Source organism: Enterococcus sp. 4E1_DIV0656, assembly GCF_002140695.1.
GTDB classification, from domain to species: Bacteria; Bacillota; Bacilli; order Lactobacillales; family Enterococcaceae; genus Enterococcus_D; species Enterococcus_D entomosocium.
The window spans coordinates 1,947,011-1,970,257 of the sequence record NZ_NGLF01000001.1 but is presented as its reverse complement, the minus strand read 5'-3'; the positions used below and the strand labels follow the sequence as shown (position 1 = coordinate 1,970,257).

Below are 23,247 nucleotides of genomic sequence, written 5' to 3'. Positions count from 1 at the left end.
TCTTATGACAGATATCAATCAATTAAAAACGGATTTAACTACGATCGTTGAAGAAGTCATTACGACAGCGAACGTTGGTGAAAACGATCTTTTTGTCCTTGGCTGTTCAACAAGTGAAGTCGTGGGCGGCTTGATTGGCAAAAATTCCAGTCAAGAAGTAGGCATGATCATCGTCGAAACACTGCGAGCGATCTTGCGTCCTAAAAATATTCATTTAGCCGTTCAAGGCTGTGAACACCTCAATCGGGCTTTAGCCGTTGAGCGTGAAACGGCTCGACTATATCAATTAGAAGAAGTCGCAGTAGTGCCCCAGCTGCATGCAGGCGGTGCTTGCTCAGTTGCGGCTTTCCAGTTGTTCGATGAGCCTATCGAAGTGGAGCACATTGTGGCCAAAGCGGGTATCGATATCGGCGACACAGCGATCGGTATGCATGTCAAACATGTTCAAATCCCGATCCGTCCCTCTATCAAGACCCTTGGCGCTGCCCATGTCACAGCTCTGGGATCACGGCCCAAATATATCGGTGGTCCTCGTGCTCATTACGCATAATAAGCGAATCGTATAATGAGCGAAAAACCATCTTCAAAAGGAAAAAGCATGCTTCGGCGTGCTTTTTTTGTGTCAACGTTCCTGCTATTGCCTCTCCTTTCCTTCCTTAAATGTGCTCTCCTTTCACTATTTTCTCCGCTCCATCTTATGGCAGCTTTTTCTACTTCAAATTCTGTTTCCTTTCTTGCGTAAAAAGAGCGGCAGCTGTCGCCTTCCTTTTGTCATAAATTCGTCACAATTTCATCACAAAAAGAAAAGAAAGATGCCAGTAAGCCCGCAAATTTCTTTTTTCTTTCCTTGGTAGACTGAATGCAGCAAGAATCGAAAAGTGGAAGGAAGAAAAATATGAAAAAAATCGCCATTATTTTTGGAGGCAATTCACCGGAGTACGCCGTTTCTTTAGCCTCAGCAACTAGCGCAATCGAAGCACTCCTATCATCTCCCGATGACTATGACCTCTCTTTGATCGGGATCGCCCCAGATGCTATAGATTGGTATTTGTATACAGGAGAACTGGAAAACATCCGACAAGACACGTGGTTGTTGGATACGAAACATAAACAGAAAATCCAGCCGCTTTTTGAAGGAAACGGCTTTTGGCTAAGTGAAGCGCAGCAAACGTTGGTACCTGATGTTTTATTTCCCATTATGCATGGCAAATACGGGGAAGATGGCAGTATCCAAGGATTGTTTGAATTGATGAAACTACCTTATGTAGGCTGCGGTGTGGCGGCCTCCGCATTATGTATGAACAAATGGTTATTGCATCAAGTAGCAGAAGCGATTGGCGTACAAAGCGCTCCTACGATTCTCTTGACAAATCAAGACAACCAGCAAAGACAAATCGAAGCCTTTATCCAGACCCATGGCTTTCCGGTTTTCTTTAAGCCTAATGAAGCTGGCTCCTCAAAAGGGATCACAAAAGTGACTTGTGTCGAAGAAATTGCTCCTGCCTTGAAGGAAGCCTTCGCTTATTGTTCAGCAGTGCTCTTACAAAAAAATATCGCTGGCGTTGAGATTGGTTGCGGTATCTTAGGCAACGACTCTTTGACTGTCGGTGCTTGTGACGCTATTTCATTAGTAGAAGGCTTTTTCGATTTTGAAGAAAAGTACCAGTTGATTAGCGCCAAGATCACCGTTCCTGCACCATTGCCTGAAACGATTGAAACCAAGGTCAAAGAACAAGCTCAGCTGCTCTATCACAGTCTTGGTCTTAAAGGACTTGCTCGCATCGACTTTTTTGTCACGAATCAAGGAGAACTATACTTGAATGAAATCAATACTATGCCGGGCTTTACTAGTCACTCCCGCTATCCGGCCATGATGGCAGCGATCGGCTTATCCTATCAAGAACTACTACAAAAACTGCTTGTCTTAGCAAAGGAGGAAGTCAAATGAATCCCTATCTACAGTTAGTTAGCAAAGAATTTCCGTTAGAAAAAAACCAAGAGCCGCCTCATTTAGTCCTTGCTGCCTTCAGTGAAGACGAGGTTTACTTGCAACCAGAAGCAGCCAAACAATGGAAACGGCTAGTCAAAGCTTTAAAGCTTGAAGACGAGATCTGCTTATTAGATGGCTACCGAACCGAAAAGCAGCAACGGTATTTATGGGAATATTCCTTGAAAGAAAATGGGCTAGCCTATACGAAACAATTTGTGGCATTGCCCGGGTGCAGTGAACATCAGTTAGGCTTAGCGATCGATGTTGGTTTAAAAGGCAGCCAGGATGATTTGATCTGCCCACGATTTCGTGACAGCGCAGCGGCGGATTTATTTACCCAGGAAATGATGAACTATGGGTTTATTTTACGCTATCCCGCGGACAAACAGGAAATTACAGGGATTGGCTATGAACCATGGCATTTTCGTTATGTCGGTCTGCCCCATAGTCAAATCATCGCCAGCCAACAGTGGACCTTGGAAGAATACCATCAATACCTTGAACAAACGGCGAGGCAGTTCGCATGAAGAAGAATCAAGGAATCGAGCAATTTCGGGTAATTTTGGCGATGATGGTGGTCGCGATCCACTGTCTGCCCCTTCATCGATTGTGGCCCAATGGTGATATCCTGATCACATTGACTCTTTTCAGAATCGCCGTCCCCTTCTTTTTTATGATCAGCGGGTATTATGTGTTCAGTGATTTAGCCACCCAAAACAGCTATCCTGCCAGACAACGTATCTGGTTATTTATCAAAAAACAGCTGCAAGTCTATCTCATTGCCACACTGCTCTTTTTGCCGCTTGCTTGGTACAGCGGCATACTAGGATTGAACATGCCACTAGACACTTTTATTCAAACTTTGCTAGTCAACGGCATTCTTTACCATCTTTGGTATTTTCCTGCGATCATTACCGGCGGTCTACTAGTGATGGGCCTCTTGACACGGCTTTCTTTCAAGCAGGTGTTTTTCATTGCTGTCGGTTTGTATGTGGTTGGTTTAGGTGGGGAGAGTTGGTCTGGCCTGGCTGCACAAACACCCATCACGCCACTCTATTCACTGATTTTCCAACTATTGGATGGCACTCGCAACGGCATTTTTTTTGCTCCCTTATTTTTGATCTTAGGGGTACTAGCCAGAAGATTTGCCAAAAAACCTGCTTCTCCCCATCGCTATAGTTATCTGATGATTAGTCTGATTTGCTTGCTTTTGGAAAGTTATCTCTTGCATCACTTTACTACACCTAAACATGACAGCATGTATGTCTTTTTGCCCTTCGTTCTCTTGTTTTTATTTCCGATCATTCAGCAATGGCAAGCACCCATGATCTGGAAACAAGCGGGTCGTCTGTCCCTTTGGCTCTATTTGCTCCATCCTTATACCATTGCAGTAACCCATTTTCTTAGTCAGAAACTGCCCTTGCTTCAAAACAATCTAATCAATTACTTCGTGGTCTTAGGATTGACCATCGGGTTGATTTATGGTCTCTTTGCTTTGCAAAAGCTGTTGCCGTTTCCGAAAAAAACGCCGCTCCACTTGCAGCGGGCAGCCAAAGAATTCTCAGCCCCCGCCCTGTTGCACAACTTGCAGGAAATCAAACGATTGATCCCCGCAAAAACAAAAGTGATGGCGGTGGTTAAAGCAGATGCCTATGGTTGCGATGCGCAATTGGTCGCTCGTACCTTGGAAAGAGTAGGCGTCGATTTTTTTGCTGTTGCCACCATAGAAGAAGCCATCGAATTACGGCGAGCTGGCATTAAAAGTCGCTTACTGATTTTAGGGTACACTTCTGCCCAACGTGCCAAAGAGCTGAACCGATATTCCTTAATTCAAACTATCGTCAGTGAAGCGCATGGACAAGCGTTAGCCCGAACAGGCCTTCAAATCGAATGCCATTTAGCGGTAGATACCGGCATGCATCGTCTAGGCGTTGCCCCTGACCTTGAAACAGTTAGAAGGCTTTATGCCTTGCCATCCCTCAAGATCACAGGCATTTTTTCCCATCTAGGCTCTTCAGATCAGCTAGATACGGCAAGTATCTTACGGACACAAGCCCAAATCATTTGTTTTGATGATCTATTGGCTGGCTTATCCGCTAGAAATATCGCCTATGGTCTGACGCATCTGCAAAGCAGTTACGGAATATTGAATTATCCAGAGAAACAGTATGATTATGTGCGCCCGGGTATTCTTTTAACTGGTTCCCTGAGTGTCCCGAATGAACCAACAAAACAGAAGATAAACGTACAGCCGATTCTGACCCTAAAAGCCTTACTAGTGGACAAAAAAACAGTCGCCGCTGGTGAAGCGATCGGCTATGGACTAGCCACTGTTTTTGATCGACCTACCACGATTGGGATCGTTAGTATCGGCTACTGTGACGGAGTCCCCCGTGCCCTATCAAATCAAGGATTCCAATTATCTTATCAAGGGGTTTTACTCCCGCAGGTTGGGTTGATTTGTATGGATATGCTCTTGATCGATTTAACGGACTATCCAGAACTGGCGGTCGAAAGTTGGTTAGAAGTAATCAGCGATTGGACGAATACAGCTGATCAAGCACAAACCATTCCCAATGAATTGATCAGTCGACTAGGTTCCCGCGTCCCTTCAATGTCAAAGTAGAAAACGAATGCATTCGCTTACCGATTACGGTATGATGTGGGTAGAGTAAATGGTAGTTTAAATGAAAAAAGATCGTAGATAGTTGGAGTGAATCAAGGATGGCAGAAAAAATAATTGTTGTTGATGATGAAAAAGAAATCGCCGAGTTAGTCACGACGTTTCTAAGGAATGAAGGCTTTCAAGTGGAACCTTTTTATGATGGAACGAGTGCTTTGGCTTATCTCGAAAAAGAAACAGTCGATGTGGCAGTTTTAGATGTGATGCTGCCGGATATCGACGGCTTTCAGCTGTTACAGACCATTCGCAAAACCCACTTTTTTCCAGTACTGATGCTCACTGCCAAAGGAGAAGATCTGGATAAAATTACCGGTCTAAGTCTAGGTGCAGATGATTATGTGACGAAACCCTTCAATCCATTAGAAGTTGTTGCTCGGGTCAAAACGCAACTACGGCGATACCAACGATACAATCAGTCAGCTGTTCCGCAGAAGATTGAAGAATACGAAAAGGAAGGCTTACTGTTGAAAATCAACAGTCACCAATGTTTTCTTTATGGCAAAGAGGTTTTCTTGACCCCCATCGAATTTAAAATCCTGCTTTACTTATTTGAACACCAAGGATCGGTCGTTGCCTCGGAAACTCTTTTTGAAGCAGTCTGGAAAGAAAAATATTTAGATAACAATAACACAGTGATGGCACACATTGCCCGTCTGCGGGAAAAGCTAAACGAACAACCCCGCAAACCGAAATTAATCAAAACTGTATGGGGGGTCGGCTATATCATTGAAAAATAGAAGTCCATTGATCCGGAAACTTTTGACTCAATACTTTATCACCACAGGTGTTTTAATGCTCCTTTTGATTCTGATCCCTTTAACTGTTCGCTTTGTAGCAGGATTGAGGGTTTGGTACGGCTATGAGCCCATTTATCAAATATTACGGCTTTTTGCTGATTATTGGCTCGTCTGTCTAGCGATCGGTGCCTTGCTGATTTGGGTGAGCACAACGATTTATTATATGAGTAAAGCCATCAGCTATTTGAATGAAACGATTCAAGCCACGAATCAATTGATTGCTGAACCTACGAAGCGAATCGTTCTTTCCAGTAATCTGATCGACGTGCAAGAAGAAATGAACCAGTTGCGGGAAAAAAATCTACAGGATCAACGAGCTGCCAAAGAAGCAGAGCAGCGGAAAAATGATTTGATCGTCTATCTCGCACATGATTTACGCACACCTTTGACCAGTGTGATCGGCTATTTGACACTTCTAGAAGAAGAACCGCAGCTTTCTTCCGAACTACACGCACGCTATACCAAGATCGCCTTGCAAAAAGCCCAGCGGCTAGAATTATTGATCAGCGAATTTTTCGAAATCACTCGTTTTAATCTTACAACGATCGCCTTACAGACCGAAACCACGGATCTTAGCTTGATGCTAGAACAGTTGACGTTCGAATTTTTACCGCTGCTAGAAGAAAAGAACCTTCATTGGCAACTGCAGCTACAGAAAAAAGTCTATGCGACTGTCGATACAGAGAAGATGGAACGCGTCTTTGATAACTTGATTCGCAATGCCATCAATTATAGTTATGCCGATTCCCCCTTGCATTTAGCCATCAGTGCCTCTGATGATATCCTGATTCGTTTGACTAATCATGGAAAAACGATCCCTGCTGAAAAGATTGGCTTGATTTTTGAGCCTTTTTATCGGATGGACGCTTCACGAGCGACTGCGACTGGTGGAACCGGTCTGGGGCTGCCGATCGCCAAAGAAATCGTTGAAGCATTAGGTGGAAAAATCTGGGCGGAAAGCCGTGACGAAACCATCGTCTTTTCGATTCGCCTACCGAAGGCAGCAATGGAAAAAAATGAACAGCGGTCAAAGCCCCATCCATCTGAACCAACTGCTTAACAGGCAAACAACCTGAGCATTTCGCTGTTCCCCTTCTAATTCAGAGGGAGGAAGAGCTGCTCAGGTTGTTTTTTATTGTTTGCTTATTGATACACCAATGATCGTAACGCTTGGTCGACTTTTTCTGCCGCTAGGCGTCCTTCACGAATCCCCCAGATCACTAAGCTTGGTCCTCTTTTAGCATCTCCTGCGACTAACACTCGTTCATTGTTCGTCGTGTAATCATCGTACACTTCTCGCACACCAAAGGCATCGAAGAGTTGGGTCTCTGCACCAACAAAGCCCATTGCCAACAAAACCAAATCCGCCTTGATCACTTGCTCTGTGCCAGGGATTGGCTGAAACTGTTGATCTACTGAGACCGTTTCGATGGCGATCAACTGGCCGCGTTCGGCGCCGATAAAGGCTGTTGTGGACACCCCATGATACGTCACTTGTGTTTGCAGGACTTCAGCCGCTTCTTCTTGCCCATATCCTGTGCGGGCTGTCATTGGGTATTCAGGCCAGGGATTGCTGTCGGTACGTGTCAATGGCAGTTGGGGCGTGATCTCCAATTGACGCACAGAAGCGGCTCCTTGCCGAATCGCTGAACCAATACAGTCATTTCCAGTGTCGCCGCCGCCAATCACGACGACGTGCTTGCCAGCAAGTTTTTTACTTGTTGCCGCTTTGCCATGCTTTAAGACATCTTTGGTTGCTTCCGTCAGATAATCGACTGCAAATTGCACCCCAGTCAATTCACGACCTGGAATCTTCAAGTCACGAGGAACACTAGCTCCTGTTGCCAAAATGACCCGATCATACTGAGCGGATAATTCTTCTGCTGACAAGTCACGACCGATCTCCGTATTAGCGACAAAGGTCACGCCTAGCTCTGCCATCAAGTCAATACGTCGCTGCACAACATCTTTATCTAATTTCATATTTGGAATACCATACATCAGTAAACCGCCAAAGCGATCACTGCGTTCATAGACCGTCACTTGATGTCCTAGTTGATTCAAGCGCCATGCAGCGGATAAACCAGCTGGTCCGCTGCCGACGATGGCAACTTTGAACCCAGTCGCTTCTTGAGGCAATCCGGAGGCTTTGACCCAATCGTTTTCAAAAGCAGTATCGATAATAAAGCGTTCATTGTCGTGGATCGTGACACCTGAGCCATTCAGTGCCTCGGTACAGCCTTTTTCACATGGAGCTGGACAAACACGTCCAGTCATTTCCGGTAATGGATTGGTTTTGGCAAGACGCTCAAAGGCGGCTTGGAAACGCCCTTGATAAACCAGATCATTCCATTCAGGAATCAGGTTGTCATTGGGACAACCTGAAACCGCTCGTTGACCGCCGTAAAAAGAACCGGTATGACAAAAAGGAATCCCGCAGTTCATACAGCGTGCTGCTTGCTCTTGACGCTCATTTTCAGGCAATGGCGTCTGTAATTCTTGCCAGTCTTGGATACGTTCTGAAACCGGTCGGGTAGGATTTTCTACTCTTGGGTACTTTAAAAAACCAAATGGATCTGCCATATTAGTCGCGCTCCTTTCCTGGAATAGTCAATTGTGGACCGACGACGGCTTCGAAAGCTTTCGTCACAAGTTCCTCCCCGATAAATCCTTGCTCAGCCAAAGTCTCCGTTGCTTGGATCATCTGATGGTACTCTGTCGGATAGACTTTGATGAAATGTTGCTGCTGATTTTCCCAATCTTCTAAAATCTCAGCCGCCTTCAATGAATCTGTATAGGCAAAATGCTGCTGGATCATCTCCTTCAGCTGATGGTCATCGCCACTTTCGCCAATCCGGTACAAGTCAACCATTTCCCGATTGCATTTTTCTGCAAAAGTTTGATCAGGGTCATAGACGTATGCCACGCCACCGGACATTCCGGCACCGAAGTTGCGGCCGGTTTTTCCTAAAATCACCACGACGCCGCCAGTCATGTACTCACAGCCATGGTCCCCAACACCTTCTACAACGACTTTGGCTCCACTATTACGGACGCAAAAGCGTTCGCCAGCAATGCCGCGGAAATAGCCTTCACCCCGATTCGCCCCAAAACAAGCAACGTTACCGACAATCGGTGAATGCTCTGCGTCATAAGCGGCATCATCAGGCGGCACAATGATCAAACGGGCACCACTCAGTCCTTTGGCTACATAATCGTTGGCCTCGCCAATCAGTTTCAACTGGATGCCCTGGGTGGCAAACGCCCCAAAACTTTGTCCAGCAATGCCGCGGTACGTAAACTGCAACAAACCTGGCGTTACTTCGTAATTGCCAAAGCGTTCTGCGATCCAGCCCCCTAAACGAGCGCCGACTGAACGTTGAACATTATTGATCGTATGATTCATAACGATTTCTTGATTATTGTCGATAGCTGCTTGGGCAAAAGCGTCTAACTCTGGCCACTGTCGTTTCTCAAGGAATGGGTCCGTCACTTTGCGTTCGATCGGGATCGTCGTTCCAATCATTCTGGAAAAGTCTAATGATTTTGCTTTGCCTTTGGCAACGAAGCGTGGTGTCAACAATTCCGCGTGTCCTACCATCTCATCAATCGTGCGAAACCCTAGCTCGGCCATCGTTTCCCGTAAATCTTCTGCTAAAAAGTACATCGTATTGATGATGTGCTCAGGTTTCCCTGCGAAAAATTTGCGTAACGCTGGGTTCTGTGTAGCAATGCCGACAGGACATGTATTGATACTGCAAACTCGCATCATGACACAACCAATCGCAACTAGCGCTAAAGAGGCAAAGCTATATTCTTCTGCTCCTAAAAGAGCAGCAATGGCGATGTCACGCCCCGTCATCAATTTTCCATCTGTCTCTAAGGTCATTCGCTGCCGCAAATGATTCATAGCTAACGTTTGATGGGCTTCTGCAAGCCCCATCTCCCAAGGCAAGCCAGCATCCCGAATCGAATTTCTCGGAGAAGCACCGGTCCCACCGTCATAGCCTGAGATCACGACTACGTCTGCGCCGGCTTTGACGACACCGGTAGCGATCGTACCCACGCCCGTACTAGAAACCAATTTGACATTGATCCGTGCATAGGGATTGATTGCCTTTAAGTCATAGATCAGCTGGGCTAAGTCTTCAATCGAATAAATGTCGTGATGTGGTGGCGGCGAAATCAATCGGACCCCAGGTGTTGAGCCACGAATCTCAGCGACCCACGGGAAGACTTTGTTGCCTGGCAATTGCCCCCCTTCACCAGGTTTCGCCCCTTGGGCCATTTTGATTTGGAGTTCGTCCGCACTCATTAAATATTCGGCGTTGACACCAAAACGGCCAGAAGCTACTTGTTTGATGCGACTATTATAATTAATGCCATTCACTGGTTTGAAACGATTTCGGTTTTCTCCACCTTCTCCACTGTTGGATTTTGCCCCGATCGCATTCATTCCTTCAGCAATACAGCGATGTGCCTCTTCACTTAGAGAGCCGTAAGACATCGCACCGACTTTAAATCGTTTGACGATCGTTTCAACTGGCTCCACCTCAGCTAATGGAATACTGCGTCTTGTGTTCGCAAAAGTCCACATAGAACGGAGGGTCGTTGGATTCTCTAACGCGTCTTGGTTCATCTCCGCCGCATATTCTTTATAAAGCGCATAGCTGCCTGTACGAACAGCTTTTTGAAACCCATAGATCGTTTTTGGATTGAACAGATGATGTTCCCCGTCGGCTTTGTATTGGAAACTACCGCCCGAATCAAGATAATCCACGCGTTTCTCGCCATACGCCGCTTCATAACGCATTAAGTATTCTTGCTCGATTTGCGCTAATGAAAGTCCACCGATACGAGTAACCGTGCCGGTAAAGTATTCGGAGATGACTTTCTCAGAGATACCAACAGCTTCAAACAATTGCGCCCCATGGTAACCGGCGATCGTTGAAATCCCCATTCGTGACATGATTTTGACAATGCCCTTTTCACATGCTTTACGGTAACTTTCGATCTTCTCTGAAAGCTCAAAATGCGCCAATGTCTGGTAAGCCCCATAAGGGTGGACCCCACTTACTCCGTAGCCGACTACCATGGCATAATGATGGACCTCACAGACTTCCGCAGTATCCGCAACGATTGATGCCAAGGAACGTTTGCCTTTTCGCACCAAGTAATTGTGCAGACCTGATACCGCCAAGAGAATCGGAATCGCCACTTTTCCTTCTTGCGCTTGGATGACTTCCCGATCACTTAAAATGACGATCGTTGCCCCAGAATCGATTTTTTGCTCCGTCTCTTTAAAAAGCGCTTCTAACGCTTGTTGCAAAGCTGCCCCTTTTTCTGGTACATAATCATAAAGAATCGACTGTAAAGCCGCTTTTTGACCATTTTGATCTAACTGTTTGATTTTTTCATATTCACTCGTTTTTAACACCGGACTAGCAATCTTCAGCTTATTACAATTGATTCGAATGTCCTTTGAAACATCCCCATCTCGACCTAAAAACAGCTCGGTACCGATCACCAATTTTTCGCGAATCGCATCGATTGGCGGATTGGTCACTTGGGCGAATTGTTGCTTGAAGTACGTAAACAAGGATTGGGGACGTTCGCTCAAAATAGCTAAGGGTGAATCAAACCCCATGGAGATCACTGGTTCTTCTCCCGTTTGAGCCATTGGTAAAATCAACGTGCGAATGATCTCATCCGTGTAACCATTTCGTTTCCAAAGGGTCTGGATCGCATCATCTGCTGTTTCCTCCTGCTTCTCAGTCTCAGGAAGCAGCTCTGGTATCAATAAGTGATCCGCTAGCCACTCCTGGTAAGGATGGGCATTCGCATAATGAGCTTTGATTTCTTGATTGCGTAAGATCACTCCTTTTTTGGTATCCACCAAAAACATATTTGCTGGTCCAAGCACCCCTTTTTCAATCACTTCCGATGCTGGCAAATCGACAACACCTGACTCAGAGGCCACGACCACAAAACCAGTTTTCGTGATCGAGTAGCGAGATGGCCGTAACCCATTTCGATCGAGTGCAGCCCCTACCAAATCCCCATCTGTAAAACATAAAGCTGCCGGTCCATCCCAAGGAGCCATAAAGCTTGCGTTGTACTCATTAAAAGCCGTCAGCTCCGGCGACAATCCAGCTTCTTTTGACCACGCTTCTGGCACCATCATCAACAGTGCTTGAGGAATATCTCGCCCTTGACGGTACAAATATTCCATACAATTTTCTAGTTTCGCCGAATCAGAATTTTCATCATCATAGACTTCGATCTGATGTCCATGCATCCAATTTTCTGCCCCGCGTAACGTGTTGATTTCGCCATTATGGGCTAAGAAACGAAAAGGTTGCGCCCGACTCCAGCTTGGAAAGGTATTTGTCGAAAAACGAGAATGGGTCAATGCGATACAAGAGGTCATTTCTGGGCTTTGAAGATCTTTGAAAAATAAGCCAACTTGATAGGCATGCAGCATTCCTTTATAAACAACTGTCTTACTGGACAAGCTGCAGATAGACAACTCATCAGTATGATACGTTTTTTCCAGTTTACGTCGTAGCCGGTAAAGCTGATCTTCAAAGGGACGGCCAGCAGCTACATCGACAGGTTTTTCAATAAAGACTTGCACAAATGAGGGCATGACTTTTTGCGCCCCCGGTCCACACTGATAATAATCATAAGGCACATCCCGTTGCCATAAAACGGTAAAACCCATTTGTTGAATGTCTTTAGTTACTTCTTCTTGGACCTGTGCTGCTCGGAGCTTTTCTTTCGGTAAAAAAAACATCCCAACAGCATAGGCACCTTTTTCAGGCAATGGGATTTCGGCCTCTTTTGCTCGCTGTTGAAAAAATGGGTCAGGCATTGCCATCAAAATTCCAGCTCCGTCACCTGTGTCAGGTTCAGCGCCAGTTCCCCCTCGGTGGTTCATCCGTTCTAACATTGTTAAGGCATTTTGCACAAGTTCTCGGGAATAGCGACCATCTTTTTGTGCAATAAACCCCATCCCACAAGCATCTTTTTCAAAAGCGGCATCGTACATCGTTTGGTTCGTTTTCCTCATCATCTCTAAATCACTCATGGAATCACACTTTCTTTCAATATTCTGAATATTCCGATTTTTAACAGTTTACAACCTGTTTTTCTATCTGGCAAGTTTTTTTTACTTGATCCGAGCTCGTTGGTTTCTTCTGTTGACAGTGAAATACTCCATCTCGAACAAACAATTGCCTACAGACCTTAAGGAAGAAACTTCGTCTAGTAAGGTTTTTTTATTATACAATAAACTGTCGAAAAATTATTGCAAACAAATGAGAATCGTTATCAATTGCCACCTATTTTCTCATATTCATGTCAGAAACGTGCGTTTTTCTCCCATTCTCAAGGAATAAGAATGAGCAAGCGCAAAAAAGATGACCCGCAATGGGTCATCTTTTTTCGTTCTATTATTTTTCAAAGCCTTCTGCAACTGCTTCGGGATAGTTTTCTTTGACGATGGTTGCACAATGCCCACAAAGTGTTGGCAGTTGCTCTTCTACACCAACATCTACCCGGACTTGGCGACAACGTTCACATACTTCCCCTTCGGCTTTTTCAACTAAGATCGCCACATCCTCAAATTGATATGCCGCTTCAGGAGCTGCTTCACCGACTTCTTTGATCGTTAAGAAGTCTGGTGAAATGATCAGCAGTTGTGCAATATCTGAATCGATAGCTTTTAGCAATGCCGCAACTGGCTCAGTTGGATAAACAGTGACTTTCGCTTCAAAGGACTTTCCGATCAATTTTGCATTACGCGCTTCTTCTAATGCTTTTAAGACATTGTCACGGAAATCAAGGAAGGCCCGCCAAAGATCGAGCAGTTCTTCTTGGTTAGCAAATGTATCATAGCCAGGGAACTCCGCTAACTGTACGTATTCCTCTTCTTCTTTCAAGTGTGACCAGATTTCTTCTGCGGTATGCGGAATGATCGGTGTCAATAATTTCGTCAATGCAACCGCTGTTTGATAAAAGACAGTTTGCATAGCACGGCGTTGGAAATCATTTTCAGCTTCGATATAAACGACATCTTTTGCAAAATCCAAATAGAAGGAAGACATATCGACTGTCAAGAAGTTGATGACTGTCCGGTAAATATGCAAGAAGTTATATTTTTCATAGCCATCTTCCCGAATCGTTTTGATCGTTTGATTCAAACGAACCATCATGTATTTATCGACAGAACGCAAGTTTTCAAAAGGTACGCTGTCTTTTGCTGGATCAAAATCACTCGTGTTCGCTAATAAGAAACGCATGGTATTGCGAATCTTCCGATAGACTTCTGACACTTGATTCAAGATATCCATAGACACTCGGACATCCGCTTCGTAGTCAACACTGCTGACCCAAAGACGCAAAATATCCGCACCCATTTGATTGATCACTTTTTCTGGTGCAATGGTATTACCAAGAGATTTACTCATCTTGCGACCTTCGCCATCTAAGGTGAAGCCTTGAGACAAGACGGCTTTATATGGTGCGACTTCATTGATCGCAACACTAGTCGTGATACTTGAGTTGAACCACCCACGATATTGGTCAGAACCTTCCAAGTACATGTCAGCTGGGAACGTCAATTCTGGACGTTGACGTAACACGGCTTCGTGAGAAGAACCTGAATCAAACCAAACATCCATGATGTCAGTCTCTTTCGAGAATTTGCCATTTGGTGAGCCCGGATGCGTGAAGCCAGCTGGCAGTAATTCTTCTGCTTCTTTTTCAAACCAAATCGTTGAACCATGTTCAGCAAACAAGTTTGCCACATGCTCGATCGTTTCAGGCGTAATGATGGCTTCGCCGTTTTCTGCATAAAAGATTGGCAACGGAACGCCCCACGCACGTTGACGAGAGATCACCCAGTCGCCGCGGTCGCGAATCATATTGTATAAACGAGTTTTGCCCCATGGAATGATCCAATCTACTTTTTCGATTTCATCCAAAATATTTTGACGGAACTTATCAATAGACGCAAACCATTGTGGTGTTGCCCGATAGATGACTGGTTTTTTCGTCCGCCAATCATGTGGATAGCTGTGAGTAAAGAAGTTTAGTTTTAGTAGGGCTCCTTTTTCTTCTAAAAGCTCAGTGATCATTGGATTGGCTTTGTCATAAAAGACCCCTTCAAATCCTGGTGCTTCTTCTGTGAAGACCCCACGGCTATCGACTGGTGATAAGACATCTAGACCATATTTTTTGCTGACGATGTAGTCATCTTCCCCGTGTCCTGGTGCAGTGTGGACCAAACCAGTACCGGCATCCAATGTCACATGGTCCCCTAACATCAATAAAGACGTACGATCATAAAAAGGATGTTGTGCCGTCATTTTTTCCAATTGATCGCCAGCCAATTCTTGTAATACTTCGACAGATTCCCAACCGATCTCATTCGTCACGGTTTCTAATAAATCTTTTGCCACGACGAATTTGCGGCCATCGGCCAAGATTTGAACATAGGCAAAGGTTGGATTCACAGAGATTCCTAGATTCGCTGGTAAGGTCCATGGCGTCGTCGTCCAGATAACAAAAGATGTATCTGAATCAAGCAAATCTTTGCCATCTGCTACTGGGAAAGCCACATAGATCGATGGTGATTTCACATCTTTGTATTCGATCTCAGCTTCTGCTAATGATGATTCACTAGATGGTGACCAGTAAATTGGTTTCAATCCTTTGTAGATGTATCCTTTTTCTGCCATTTTTCCGAACACGCGGATTTCTGCTGCTTCATAGTCTGGTGTCAATGTGATATATGGATGATCCCAGTCACCAGAAACGCCTAAACGTTTGAAATCAGCTCTTTGTGTATCCACTTGTGTCAAAGCATATTCTTCACATTTTTTCCGATATTCTGCCAAGCTCATTTCTTTGCGCTTGATTCCTTTATTGGTCAGTACTTGTTCGATCGGCAAACCATGAGTATCCCAACCAGGTACATAAGGTGAACGGAAACCTGACATCGATTTGGAACGTACGATGATGTCTTTACTGATTTTGTTCAATGAGTGTCCAATATGGATGTTTCCATTTGCGTAGGGAGGGCCATCGTGTAAGACAAAGGTTGGCTTGCCTTCATTTAATTCTTGACGACGTTGATACAATTGATTTTCTTCCCATTCTTTTTGCCAATCCACTTCGCGGTTCGGCAAGTTGCCTCGCATTGGAAAAGCGGTTTTTCCAAGATGCAGTGTTTCTTTCATTTTCATTCTTGTTTCGCTCCTTTTCGTCTCTCAACGTTTTGGTATAGTTTCAAAATCCATCGACTCGATCAACCGATTGCTTCTATTGAACCTGTCAAATGGATTGGTTGCCATAAACTCAATGCATTTAGGATTCACTGATTGTTAACAGTTGATCAGCGTGATTCCTAATTTGGTTACTACGCTCCCGGCGGTCGCCTAGTACTGTTCATCATCTGCTCTGTTCCGCTTTGCGGACCAATCGCAGTGATTCACAGCAAAAAACACGTCCGTCCCTGGTAAGGGACGAACGTGTTCGTGGTACCACCCAAATTTTATTGTCGGTTGACAATTCTTTGATGATCGGTAACGGGATCAGGCGTCGTTCTCTACTCGAGTCTTTGAAAAGTCAGCTCTTTCAAGAACGCAACTCACAGATGATCTGATTTCTTACAGGGTTTTATTTGGCTTCCACTCTCCCAAACTCGCTTGAAAAATATAAGAAATTTTTCTGTTCTGTGTCTTAGTTGTTATCTGTCTTGTTCAATTCGTCTAATAAGTTTCTCGCATCATCTAATGTTTTCACTTCAGGGCTTTCACTTACATCAACGATTTTTTCATCTGATTCAACAATGTCCACATCAAATGTTTCCACTGCTTCTGAGTTTACTCCAGAACCATTTTCACTGTCAAGTTCTTTTGACAAAACTTCTCTGATCACTTGGTGGGAATCTTGTACATAGCTTGAAAATGGCGCCAAAATTTCTTCCCACTCAGGACTCTTCACTTGTTCTAATTGCGTTTGCAACATAACTAATAAGTTGTTATGGAAGACTCTGGTTTTCTTCTTCAAGTCATTTGTTTCTGTCGCCAATTGACGGGCATTGTCGGTTGCATCCGTCAAAATCTCTTTGGCTTTTTCTTCCGCTGAGGTCATCAAGGCATGCGCATGTTTTTCTGCAGTAGCAACCATTTCATCCGCACGGTTTTGAGCAGAAGTAACGATTACTTCTGATTCTTTGCTTGCGCTTGTTTTTACTTTATCCGCCGTATCTTGAGCCACGATAATGGATTGATTCAAGGCATCTTTCAATTCATTGAAATATTCAAGTTTTTCTTCTGCGTGTTTCAACGATTTTTCTAACTCACGATTGCGTTGAACGGCTTCTTCATAATCACGAACGATCATGTCCAAGAAGTCATCGACTTCATCTTGGTTGTAGCCTCTCATTTTTACTGAAAAGTTTTTATTTTGAATGTCTAATGGAGTTAATGCCATATTCTATACACCTCTTTGATTTATTTACGTAATACACCTAATAACAATCTAACTTTTTCTTTTTTCGTGGTTCCTTCTAACCCCTGTATTTGAATCCGACCAAATCCTCTTACCGAAATGATATCCAGTAAATCCAGAACAAAATCTGGTCGTAATGCTTCTGTCCAGTTTACTTTTACTTTTCCTGATTCGATCAACTGTTTCGAACGCTGGCGTGAGATGTTGTATACGGCAGAGATCACTGTATCAAGACGCAATGAGCTAACCGTTTCTCTTTCCTCGGTCCAGCCATCTTTAGGCACGATCAAATCGGTATATCTTGTTTCTTCCAATCGAACGGATACGTTGCCGATTTTATCCACTTGGAGTTGAATAAAATGACTGACTTCAGTGGCAACGAATACTTGCCATATTTCACCATCGGAAAGAATGTCTCCAAAGTATTCCCTCTTGACTCCAGTCCCCATTAATGTGCCTAAAACTTTTCCATGACTCAACACCGTAAATTTTTTCGGGTATTGAATCGTAAATAAAGTCATGTCAAACTCATCGGTGGTGGGCTCATAGTAATCGGGATAAATCAAACAACGTCGTCTCTCAGCAGCTTCATATCCACCAAAAAAGCGGAAACTTAAATCCGTTGATTGACGAATCAAACTTTCTAAGATATACGCTTGTCTCGGATCTAAAAAATCAGTCAAGTAAGGCGCATACTGCATTTGCACTTGTTCGATCCATCCTTGAGCGGAATCAATAAAAGGGCGTTCATCGTTTCGAAAATGTTGATAGACATTTGCGTTCACCGATAACCACCCCTTACGTTAAAATAAAATTGATTGTAGGATCAATATCAATGCTTGTGATGCTAGCTGTAAGACAATAATTGCAAATGCAATCGTAAAATCGATACCAGCAAAACTTAATTTCAATCGATCAAATAAACTCAAATACGGTTCACACACTTTTGCTAAGAAACGGCCAAAAGCGGACTGATACCCTCCTGGAAACCAAGACAAAAGTGCATAGATCACTAATAAAATGGTATACAGATAAACAGCATCACTCAGTAATTTAACGAATCTCAAGAATAAAATTGGCGTTCCTCCTCACTTTAGATATCAAAAAAATTGGTATCTGCTAATGTTTGGGCAGTGCCTTCAATTTCCATACCCTTAGGCGTGCAAAGAAAAATTTCATCGCCAACACGCTTGATATCACCATCTTCAGCGTACACTGTTCCTGTTAAAAAATCAACTATTCGACGAGCTTGGTACTCTTCAATTAAATGAAAATTAACAAGTACAGCATCTCCATTGATGACTTGCTTCGCAATCCCCATAGCTTCTGAATAAACGCGTGGTTCTACGATCGTTATTTTTCCAGCCATTTGTGGAGAAGTTTCTTTTGCTTTTGTGTCTTTGACTCTCGTATTAGTTCTTTGTTGCGCCATTGGAACGACTTTTTCTTCCGTCTTAGGCACCGATCTTACTCGTTCAGCCGCCGCTGAGGATTGTTGATAGGCAGCAGTTTGAGGCTGCTGTCTGTATTGATAGGCTTGATTTTGTGGTTGACTTGTTGTATAAGAAGCCGCTTGGCTAGAAGCACGCGTACTCGCTGTTGTTCTAGGGGCGGTAAAAGCTCCTCCTTGGTTCACAGCTGGTTTCGCTGCCGTGCGTGCCGGTTCTTCAGTGGCAAATGTTTCTTCATAATAATCTTCTTCGTCAGTCAATCCAAAAAAATTGGTCAGTTTCTCTTTGAGCGACATCGGTCAACCTCCTTTTTTATTGAAATAATGCTGTTCCTACACGAATAAATGTTGCGCCTTCTTGAATCGCAATGGGAAAGTCATTACTCATTCCCATACTCGTTTCTAAGCAAGGGGCATGTGTAAGATGCAGGTCAGCGATCTGTTGTTGAATCCTTTTTAATTCTTTGAAAATCTGATGCTGCTCGTCTTTGGAAGCAGTGAGCGGGGCCATCGTCATCAATCCAACAACACGAATTTTGTCGAACGAAGCGAGTGCTTCAATAAAAGCCACCACCTCTTCTACGAAAATCCCTTGTTTCGTTGCTTCCTGCGAAACATTCACTTCCACAAAGCAGTTGATCGGATGCTCTGCTCGTTTTTGAATTTCTTGTGCCAGTTTGATTGAATCCAACGCATGGAAAAAATCAATCTCATTTATAACTGATTTTACCTTTCTGCGCTGTAAATTACCAATAAAATGCCAACGGACATCTGGGTAATCAGTTAATGCTGCCTTTTTTTCAAGTAGCTTTTCTACTCGATTTTCTGCACAATCACGCACACCATTTTCTAGAAGTTCTCTTGTCGTTTCTGTATCGACGGATTTTGTCACAGCTGTCAAACAGACCTCACTGGCATTTCTAGAAACAAGAGCACAGGAGTCCTGTATCTCTTGCTGGATCTTGTGCAAGTTCTCAGAAATCATGTGCTCTGCCCCCTAGCGTTTACGACGGAAAAATGGTGGTGTGCTTAATTCGTCGTCATCATTCGAGCGTACTTCATCACGGCTGAAGGTGTCGAATTCTTTCTTTTCTACATTTTCAAATGTGTTTTCTTCTACTTTAGGTCGTACATTTTGTTCTTTACGGATATCCCAATCACCAAAACCATTGCTTTCTTCTGCTTGTGCAGGACGCGCTTGGTCCATATCTAAGGTTGGTTTTTGTGGGATAGAATGAATTTGGCTTTGACTTTGTCTGTTAGAGCGAGACCCACGTTCTTTTTTAGAAGGGTCAATGCCAGTTGCAATGACAGTCACACGGATTTCATCGCCTAAGTCTTCATTGATTGATGTACCTAAAATAATATTTACATCACCTGTTGCCGCATGAGCGACGATATCAGAAGCATCTTGTGCTTCAAATAAAGTCATGTCCAATCCGCCAGTGATGTTCAATAGCACTTGTTCAGCACCATCGATCGATGTTTCTAGCAATGGTGAAGAGATTGCTTTTTTCGTTGCTTCGATCACGCGTTCTTCGCCGCTAGCAACGCCGATTCCCATCAAAGCGGTGCCTTGATTTTCCATCACTGTTTTCACATCAGCGAAGTCTAAGTTGACATAGCCAGGTGCAGTGATCAAGTCTGAGATCCCTTGAACCCCTTGACGCAAGACATTGTCTGCTTCACGGAATGCTTCAAGCATTGGCGTTTTCTTGTCAACAACTTCTAACAAACGGTTGTTTGAGATGATCAATAAGGTATCGACATTCTCTTTTAATTTAGCGATTCCTTCAGCAGCAAAACGGCCGCGTTTTGGTCCTTCAAATGTAAACGGACGAGTAACGACGCCGACTGTCAATGCGCCGATTTCTTTGGCAATTTTAGCTACGATCGGTGCAGCACCGGTCCCGGTTCCGCCACCCATACCAGCGGTAATGAAAATCATATCCGCGCCTTCTAATGATTCACGAATAGAATCTTCACTTTCTTCTGCTGCTTTTTGACCAACTTCTGGTTGTGAACCAGCACCAAGACCACGGGTATATTTAGGGCCTAATTGAATGACTGTTTCTGCTTTTGAATTTTTTAATGCTTGAACGTCAGTGTTGGCTGCAATAAATTCTACGCCTTTGACATTTTCTTCGATCATACGATTTACTGCGTTGCCGCCACCACCGCCGACTCCGATGACTTTGATCACAGCGCCGTCATTGATGTTATTATCAATTGAAAATTCCATAGTTTATCTTCCTCCTGAGAATCGTTTTAGATTATTCAAAGATATTTGAGAAGAAATCTTTTACTCGGTTTGTGATCGACTCACCTTTTTTCTCTTCTTCTGTTTCTTCATAAGTTTCTTCTGGAGCTTCATATTGTTCGTAATGCACTTCTTGTTGTTGAATGGCAACGGGCTGTTGCGCGACTGTTTTTTCACCAGTGATCGCACTTTTGGCAAGCTGATAGACTTCGCTTAAGTTTGCTGAATAGTCAACGATACTGATTACATTGGTGAATACAGGATTTCTAAGTCCCATATGATTAGGAACGTAAAGCTTAACGTTTGTTTCGAATACTTCTTGAGCCAAATCTACGACACCCGGCAGGCTTGCAGCACCACCAGTCAAAATCACGCCACCTGGCAAATCAAGTCCATCAATTTCATCTAAGACTTCTTTTGATTTGGTAAAAATCTGTTCCATACGTGCTTCGATGATTTCTGACAAATAGCGTTCATCGATCTTCACAGGTTCTGATTTCCCAATCACATCCACTGGAAATTCTTCACTAGCGGACGTCCGTTCAGGATACGCATCCCCATAATTGATTTTTAACGCTTCTGCATTGTTGAAGGAGGTATTTAAAACTGTCGAAATGTCTTTTGTGACAAATTCGCCACCCTCTTGGTTCACATGGGTAAATTTCAATTGCTTGTCGTGCATCGCTGATGTCGTCGTTTGGCCGCCGCCGATGTCGATAACGATCGTACCAAAGTCTTTTTCACCATCAGATAAAATCGATTCTGTCAGTGCTAATGGCGTAATGACTACTTCATTAACGATCAGACCAGATTTTTCCACACATTTACGAATGTTGTGAATGATGGTTTTTGGACCTGTATAAACCACACCAAACATCTCTAGGCGAACACCGATCATGCCACGAGGATCTTTAATCCCTTCAAAACCATCCACTGTAAATTCTTGCGGTAAGATAGCAATGATCTGTCTTTCAGGAGGGGTTGAACGTACAAGTGCTGCGGAAGCAACATTGCGGACGTCTTCGTCGGTGATCTCTTTTGATTCACTGTTGACAGCGATCATCCCTTGACAATTTTCCACTTCAAGAAGATTGGCTGGTACACCAACACTTACACTGCGAATTTGAATTCCTGCTTTTTCTTCTGCTTGTCTTACTGCTCTTTGAATGGCTTGTACCGTTTTATCGATATCTACAATGATGCCACGGTTGATTCCTTCTGATTTTGCATTTCCTACACCAATGATATTCATTTGGCTGTCAACGTATTCGGCTACTACAACTTTTACAGATGTCGTGCCGATATCAAGGCCAACATACATTCCCGTTTTTGCCATGGATGGGGTTCCCTCCTACTTAAATTGGATATATAGCGAACCATCACAGTCCGTTTTTAGAGTTCATTCGAATAATTTGTTCACTGTTACCAATTCTACCATATAATGGCGCTTTTTAGAAACAAGTTAATGAAAAAAACTCTTGAATTTTTCCTAAGAATCACTATCAGCTGTTTGATTTTCGTCTGCATCGTCTTCTTGTGTATTTGAAATTGGATAAGTAAAGATCCCAACTTCCATATCCACAATACTGTCCTCGGTCAAATCTTTGGCAATTTGCGGATAATACTGCATTTGACTCACCATATTTGAGATATTGACAATCACTTGATTGCCATCATTCATAAAGAGAGTTAACAGTTCATCATTGCTGTCACGGGGGGTGTATTTGATTTGAGAAATGCCATCTCGAATTTCTGAACTTAATTCTTGATAGGCACTGAGTGTCGCCTTGATTTTGTCTTCAGCCGAAAAATTTTCTAAAACCGGCAATCCTTCCTCTGGCTGCTCACTGATATCATCCAAAACAGCGCCATTTTCCAAAACTGGTGCATAGCCGCCATCTTTGGCTAATAAAGCCACTTCCTGGAATTCAGTGACAGTGATATCAAAACGATTAATACCAGATAAAGAAATAGAAGCATTTTTTATGCGCGGCAATTCTTTTTTGATTGCTGCTACACTCTGATTCCGTTCAAAAAATTGCGGCCACATCTCTTCATTGACGGCTAGGTCAGAATTTTTGAGAATCGCTTCTGCGGATACTTCTTGATTGCCTTTGACCACCACATTAGCCAAACGACTAAGCGGCGAAACAAAATACAAAACAATCAGCAAAGGAATCATCAGTAAACCGATAATCAGCGCTAAACGGCGAATCAATACTTGATTGCGGTACGCCTTTAGATTAGGTAGCCGATCAGCAAAGGAGCGAGCCTTTTTTTCTGGCTCAGGCAGCTCTTCTTTCCCAGCGTCGGTTTCTTCTATCGCTTGTTCTGCTTCAAAAAGTGCTTCTTCTGCCAACTCCTCTTCATCTTCATGCGCTTCTTTCATGTCTTCTGTTTCTTCAGAAGCGGGTGAAGACCAAGCTGGCTGATTGCCTTTTTCTTGCAAATATTTTAGATTTTCTTTTTGCCAAGGGGTCAACTCTTCCGTTGACGAGGGGGTTTGATCATCATGAGGTGTTTTGTCTTTACTAATGATAATCGCTC

The 23,247-nt window shown here is 43.7% G+C and carries 17 protein-coding genes; 6 read left to right on the top strand and 11 right to left on the bottom strand.

Going from position 1 to position 23,247, the window contains the following annotated elements:
• Positions 1–4 precede the first annotated feature (4 nt).
• From A5882_RS09195 to vanS, 6 genes are all read left to right on the top strand, one after another.
• Entirely contained in the window at positions 5–550 is a 546-nt protein-coding gene (locus A5882_RS09195) for a TIGR01440 family protein (protein WP_176285398.1), read from the top strand.
• 345 nt (positions 551–895) lie between these two features.
• Positions 896–1,948: a D-alanine--D-serine ligase VanC gene (vanC, locus tag A5882_RS09190; RefSeq protein ID WP_086299201.1), complete on the top strand. Its 1,053-nt coding sequence runs from the start codon at positions 896–898 to the stop codon at positions 1,946–1,948.
• Positions 1,945–2,517, top strand: a complete 573-nt coding sequence (locus tag A5882_RS09185) for a D-Ala-D-Ala dipeptidase/D-Ala-D-Ala carboxypeptidase VanXY-C (RefSeq protein WP_010749757.1) — start codon at positions 1,945–1,947, stop codon at positions 2,515–2,517. The genes vanC and A5882_RS09185 overlap by 4 nt, the downstream gene beginning before the upstream one ends.
• Positions 2,514–4,616, top strand: coding sequence for a membrane-bound serine racemase VanT (gene vanT, locus A5882_RS09180; protein ID WP_086372689.1), 2,103 nt, complete (start codon positions 2,514–2,516; stop codon positions 4,614–4,616). The genes A5882_RS09185 and vanT overlap by 4 nt, the downstream gene beginning before the upstream one ends.
• A 98-nt stretch (positions 4,617–4,714) precedes the next feature.
• A complete protein-coding gene (vanR-C, locus tag A5882_RS09175) occupies positions 4,715–5,410 on the top strand; it encodes a vancomycin resistance response regulator transcription factor VanR-C (RefSeq protein WP_034872470.1) in 696 nt (231 codons plus the stop codon).
• On the top strand, positions 5,400–6,530 hold the full coding sequence (vanS, locus tag A5882_RS09170; protein ID WP_303393758.1) for a vancomycin resistance histidine kinase VanS: 1,131 nt from the start codon (positions 5,400–5,402) through the stop codon (positions 6,528–6,530). Before vanR-C ends, vanS begins: the two co-directional genes overlap by 11 nt.
• Before the next feature lie 83 nt (positions 6,531–6,613).
• On the opposite strand, the gene A5882_RS09165 is transcribed toward vanS, so the two are convergent.
• From A5882_RS09165 to A5882_RS09115, 11 genes are all read right to left on the bottom strand, one after another.
• The gene (locus A5882_RS09165) at positions 6,614–8,053 is read right to left on the bottom strand and encodes a glutamate synthase subunit beta (protein WP_086299199.1); all 1,440 of its coding nucleotides are present in this window, start codon (positions 8,051–8,053) and stop codon (positions 6,614–6,616) included.
• Position 8,054: 1 nt separating this feature from the next.
• A complete protein-coding gene (gltB, locus tag A5882_RS09160; RefSeq protein ID WP_086372688.1) occupies positions 8,055–12,560 on the bottom strand; it encodes a glutamate synthase large subunit in 4,506 nt (1,501 codons plus the stop codon).
• Between the two features lie 364 nt (positions 12,561–12,924).
• Positions 12,925–15,720, bottom strand: a complete 2,796-nt coding sequence (gene ileS / locus A5882_RS09155) for an isoleucine--tRNA ligase (protein WP_086299197.1) — start codon at positions 15,718–15,720, stop codon at positions 12,925–12,927.
• A 496-nt stretch (positions 15,721–16,216) separates the two neighbouring features.
• Entirely contained in the window at positions 16,217–16,972 is a 756-nt protein-coding gene (locus A5882_RS09150) for a DivIVA domain-containing protein (RefSeq protein WP_005237274.1), read from the bottom strand.
• 20 nt (positions 16,973–16,992) lie between these two features.
• Positions 16,993–17,775 carry an RNA-binding protein gene (locus A5882_RS09145; protein WP_086372687.1) on the bottom strand — a complete coding sequence of 261 codons (783 nt, stop codon included), beginning with the start codon at positions 17,773–17,775 and terminating at the stop codon, positions 16,993–16,995.
• Positions 17,776–17,793: 18 nt separating this feature from the next.
• Positions 17,794–18,057: a YggT family protein gene (locus A5882_RS09140; protein WP_005228822.1), complete on the bottom strand. Its 264-nt coding sequence runs from the start codon at positions 18,055–18,057 to the stop codon at positions 17,794–17,796.
• Positions 18,058–18,083: 26 nt separating this feature from the next.
• On the bottom strand, positions 18,084–18,737 hold the full coding sequence (locus A5882_RS09135) for a cell division protein SepF (protein ID WP_005237276.1): 654 nt from the start codon (positions 18,735–18,737) through the stop codon (positions 18,084–18,086).
• Between the two features lie 16 nt (positions 18,738–18,753).
• Entirely contained in the window at positions 18,754–19,425 is a 672-nt protein-coding gene (locus A5882_RS09130) for a YggS family pyridoxal phosphate-dependent enzyme (protein WP_008377340.1), read from the bottom strand.
• 12 nt (positions 19,426–19,437) lie between these two features.
• Positions 19,438–20,682 (bottom strand): cell division protein FtsZ, encoded by a 1,245-nt coding sequence (ftsZ, locus tag A5882_RS09125; protein WP_086299195.1) that lies wholly within the window; start codon positions 20,680–20,682, stop codon positions 19,438–19,440.
• A 31-nt stretch (positions 20,683–20,713) separates the two neighbouring features.
• Positions 20,714–22,036: a cell division protein FtsA gene (gene ftsA, locus A5882_RS09120; RefSeq protein ID WP_005237279.1), complete on the bottom strand. Its 1,323-nt coding sequence runs from the start codon at positions 22,034–22,036 to the stop codon at positions 20,714–20,716.
• Positions 22,037–22,189: 153 nt separating this feature from the next.
• Positions 22,190–23,182, bottom strand: coding sequence for a cell division protein FtsQ/DivIB (locus A5882_RS09115; RefSeq protein WP_005237280.1), 993 nt, complete (start codon positions 23,180–23,182; stop codon positions 22,190–22,192).
• Positions 23,183–23,247: the final 65 nt, after the last annotated feature.

Excerpts from the sequence above, each read along its gene's own strand:
- ftsZ (WP_086299195.1), bottom strand. The coding sequence starts at position 20,682 with ATGGAATTTTCAATTGATAATAACATCAATGACGGCGCTGTGATCAAA.
- A5882_RS09130 (WP_008377340.1), bottom strand. The coding sequence starts at position 19,425 with ATGATTTCTGAGAACTTGCACAAGATCCAGCAAGAGATACAGGACTCC.
- vanT (WP_086372689.1), top strand. The coding sequence starts at position 2,514 with ATGAAGAAGAATCAAGGAATCGAGCAATTTCGGGTAATTTTGGCGATG.
- A5882_RS09165 (WP_086299199.1), bottom strand. The coding sequence starts at position 8,053 with ATGGCAGATCCATTTGGTTTTTTAAAGTACCCAAGAGTAGAAAATCCT.
- A5882_RS09195 (WP_176285398.1), top strand. The coding sequence starts at position 5 with ATGACAGATATCAATCAATTAAAAACGGATTTAACTACGATCGTTGAA.
- vanC (WP_086299201.1), top strand. The coding sequence starts at position 896 with ATGAAAAAAATCGCCATTATTTTTGGAGGCAATTCACCGGAGTACGCC.
- ftsA (WP_005237279.1), bottom strand. The coding sequence starts at position 22,036 with ATGGCAAAAACGGGAATGTATGTTGGCCTTGATATCGGCACGACATCT.
- vanR-C (WP_034872470.1), top strand. The coding sequence starts at position 4,715 with ATGGCAGAAAAAATAATTGTTGTTGATGATGAAAAAGAAATCGCCGAG.
- A5882_RS09150 (WP_005237274.1), bottom strand. The coding sequence starts at position 16,972 with ATGGCATTAACTCCATTAGACATTCAAAATAAAAACTTTTCAGTAAAA.
- gltB (WP_086372688.1), bottom strand. The coding sequence starts at position 12,560 with ATGAGTGATTTAGAGATGATGAGGAAAACGAACCAAACGATGTACGAT.
- ileS (WP_086299197.1), bottom strand. The coding sequence starts at position 15,720 with ATGAAAATGAAAGAAACACTGCATCTTGGAAAAACCGCTTTTCCAATG.
- A5882_RS09185 (WP_010749757.1), top strand. The coding sequence starts at position 1,945 with ATGAATCCCTATCTACAGTTAGTTAGCAAAGAATTTCCGTTAGAAAAA.
- A5882_RS09135 (WP_005237276.1), bottom strand. The coding sequence starts at position 18,737 with ATGTCGCTCAAAGAGAAACTGACCAATTTTTTTGGATTGACTGACGAA.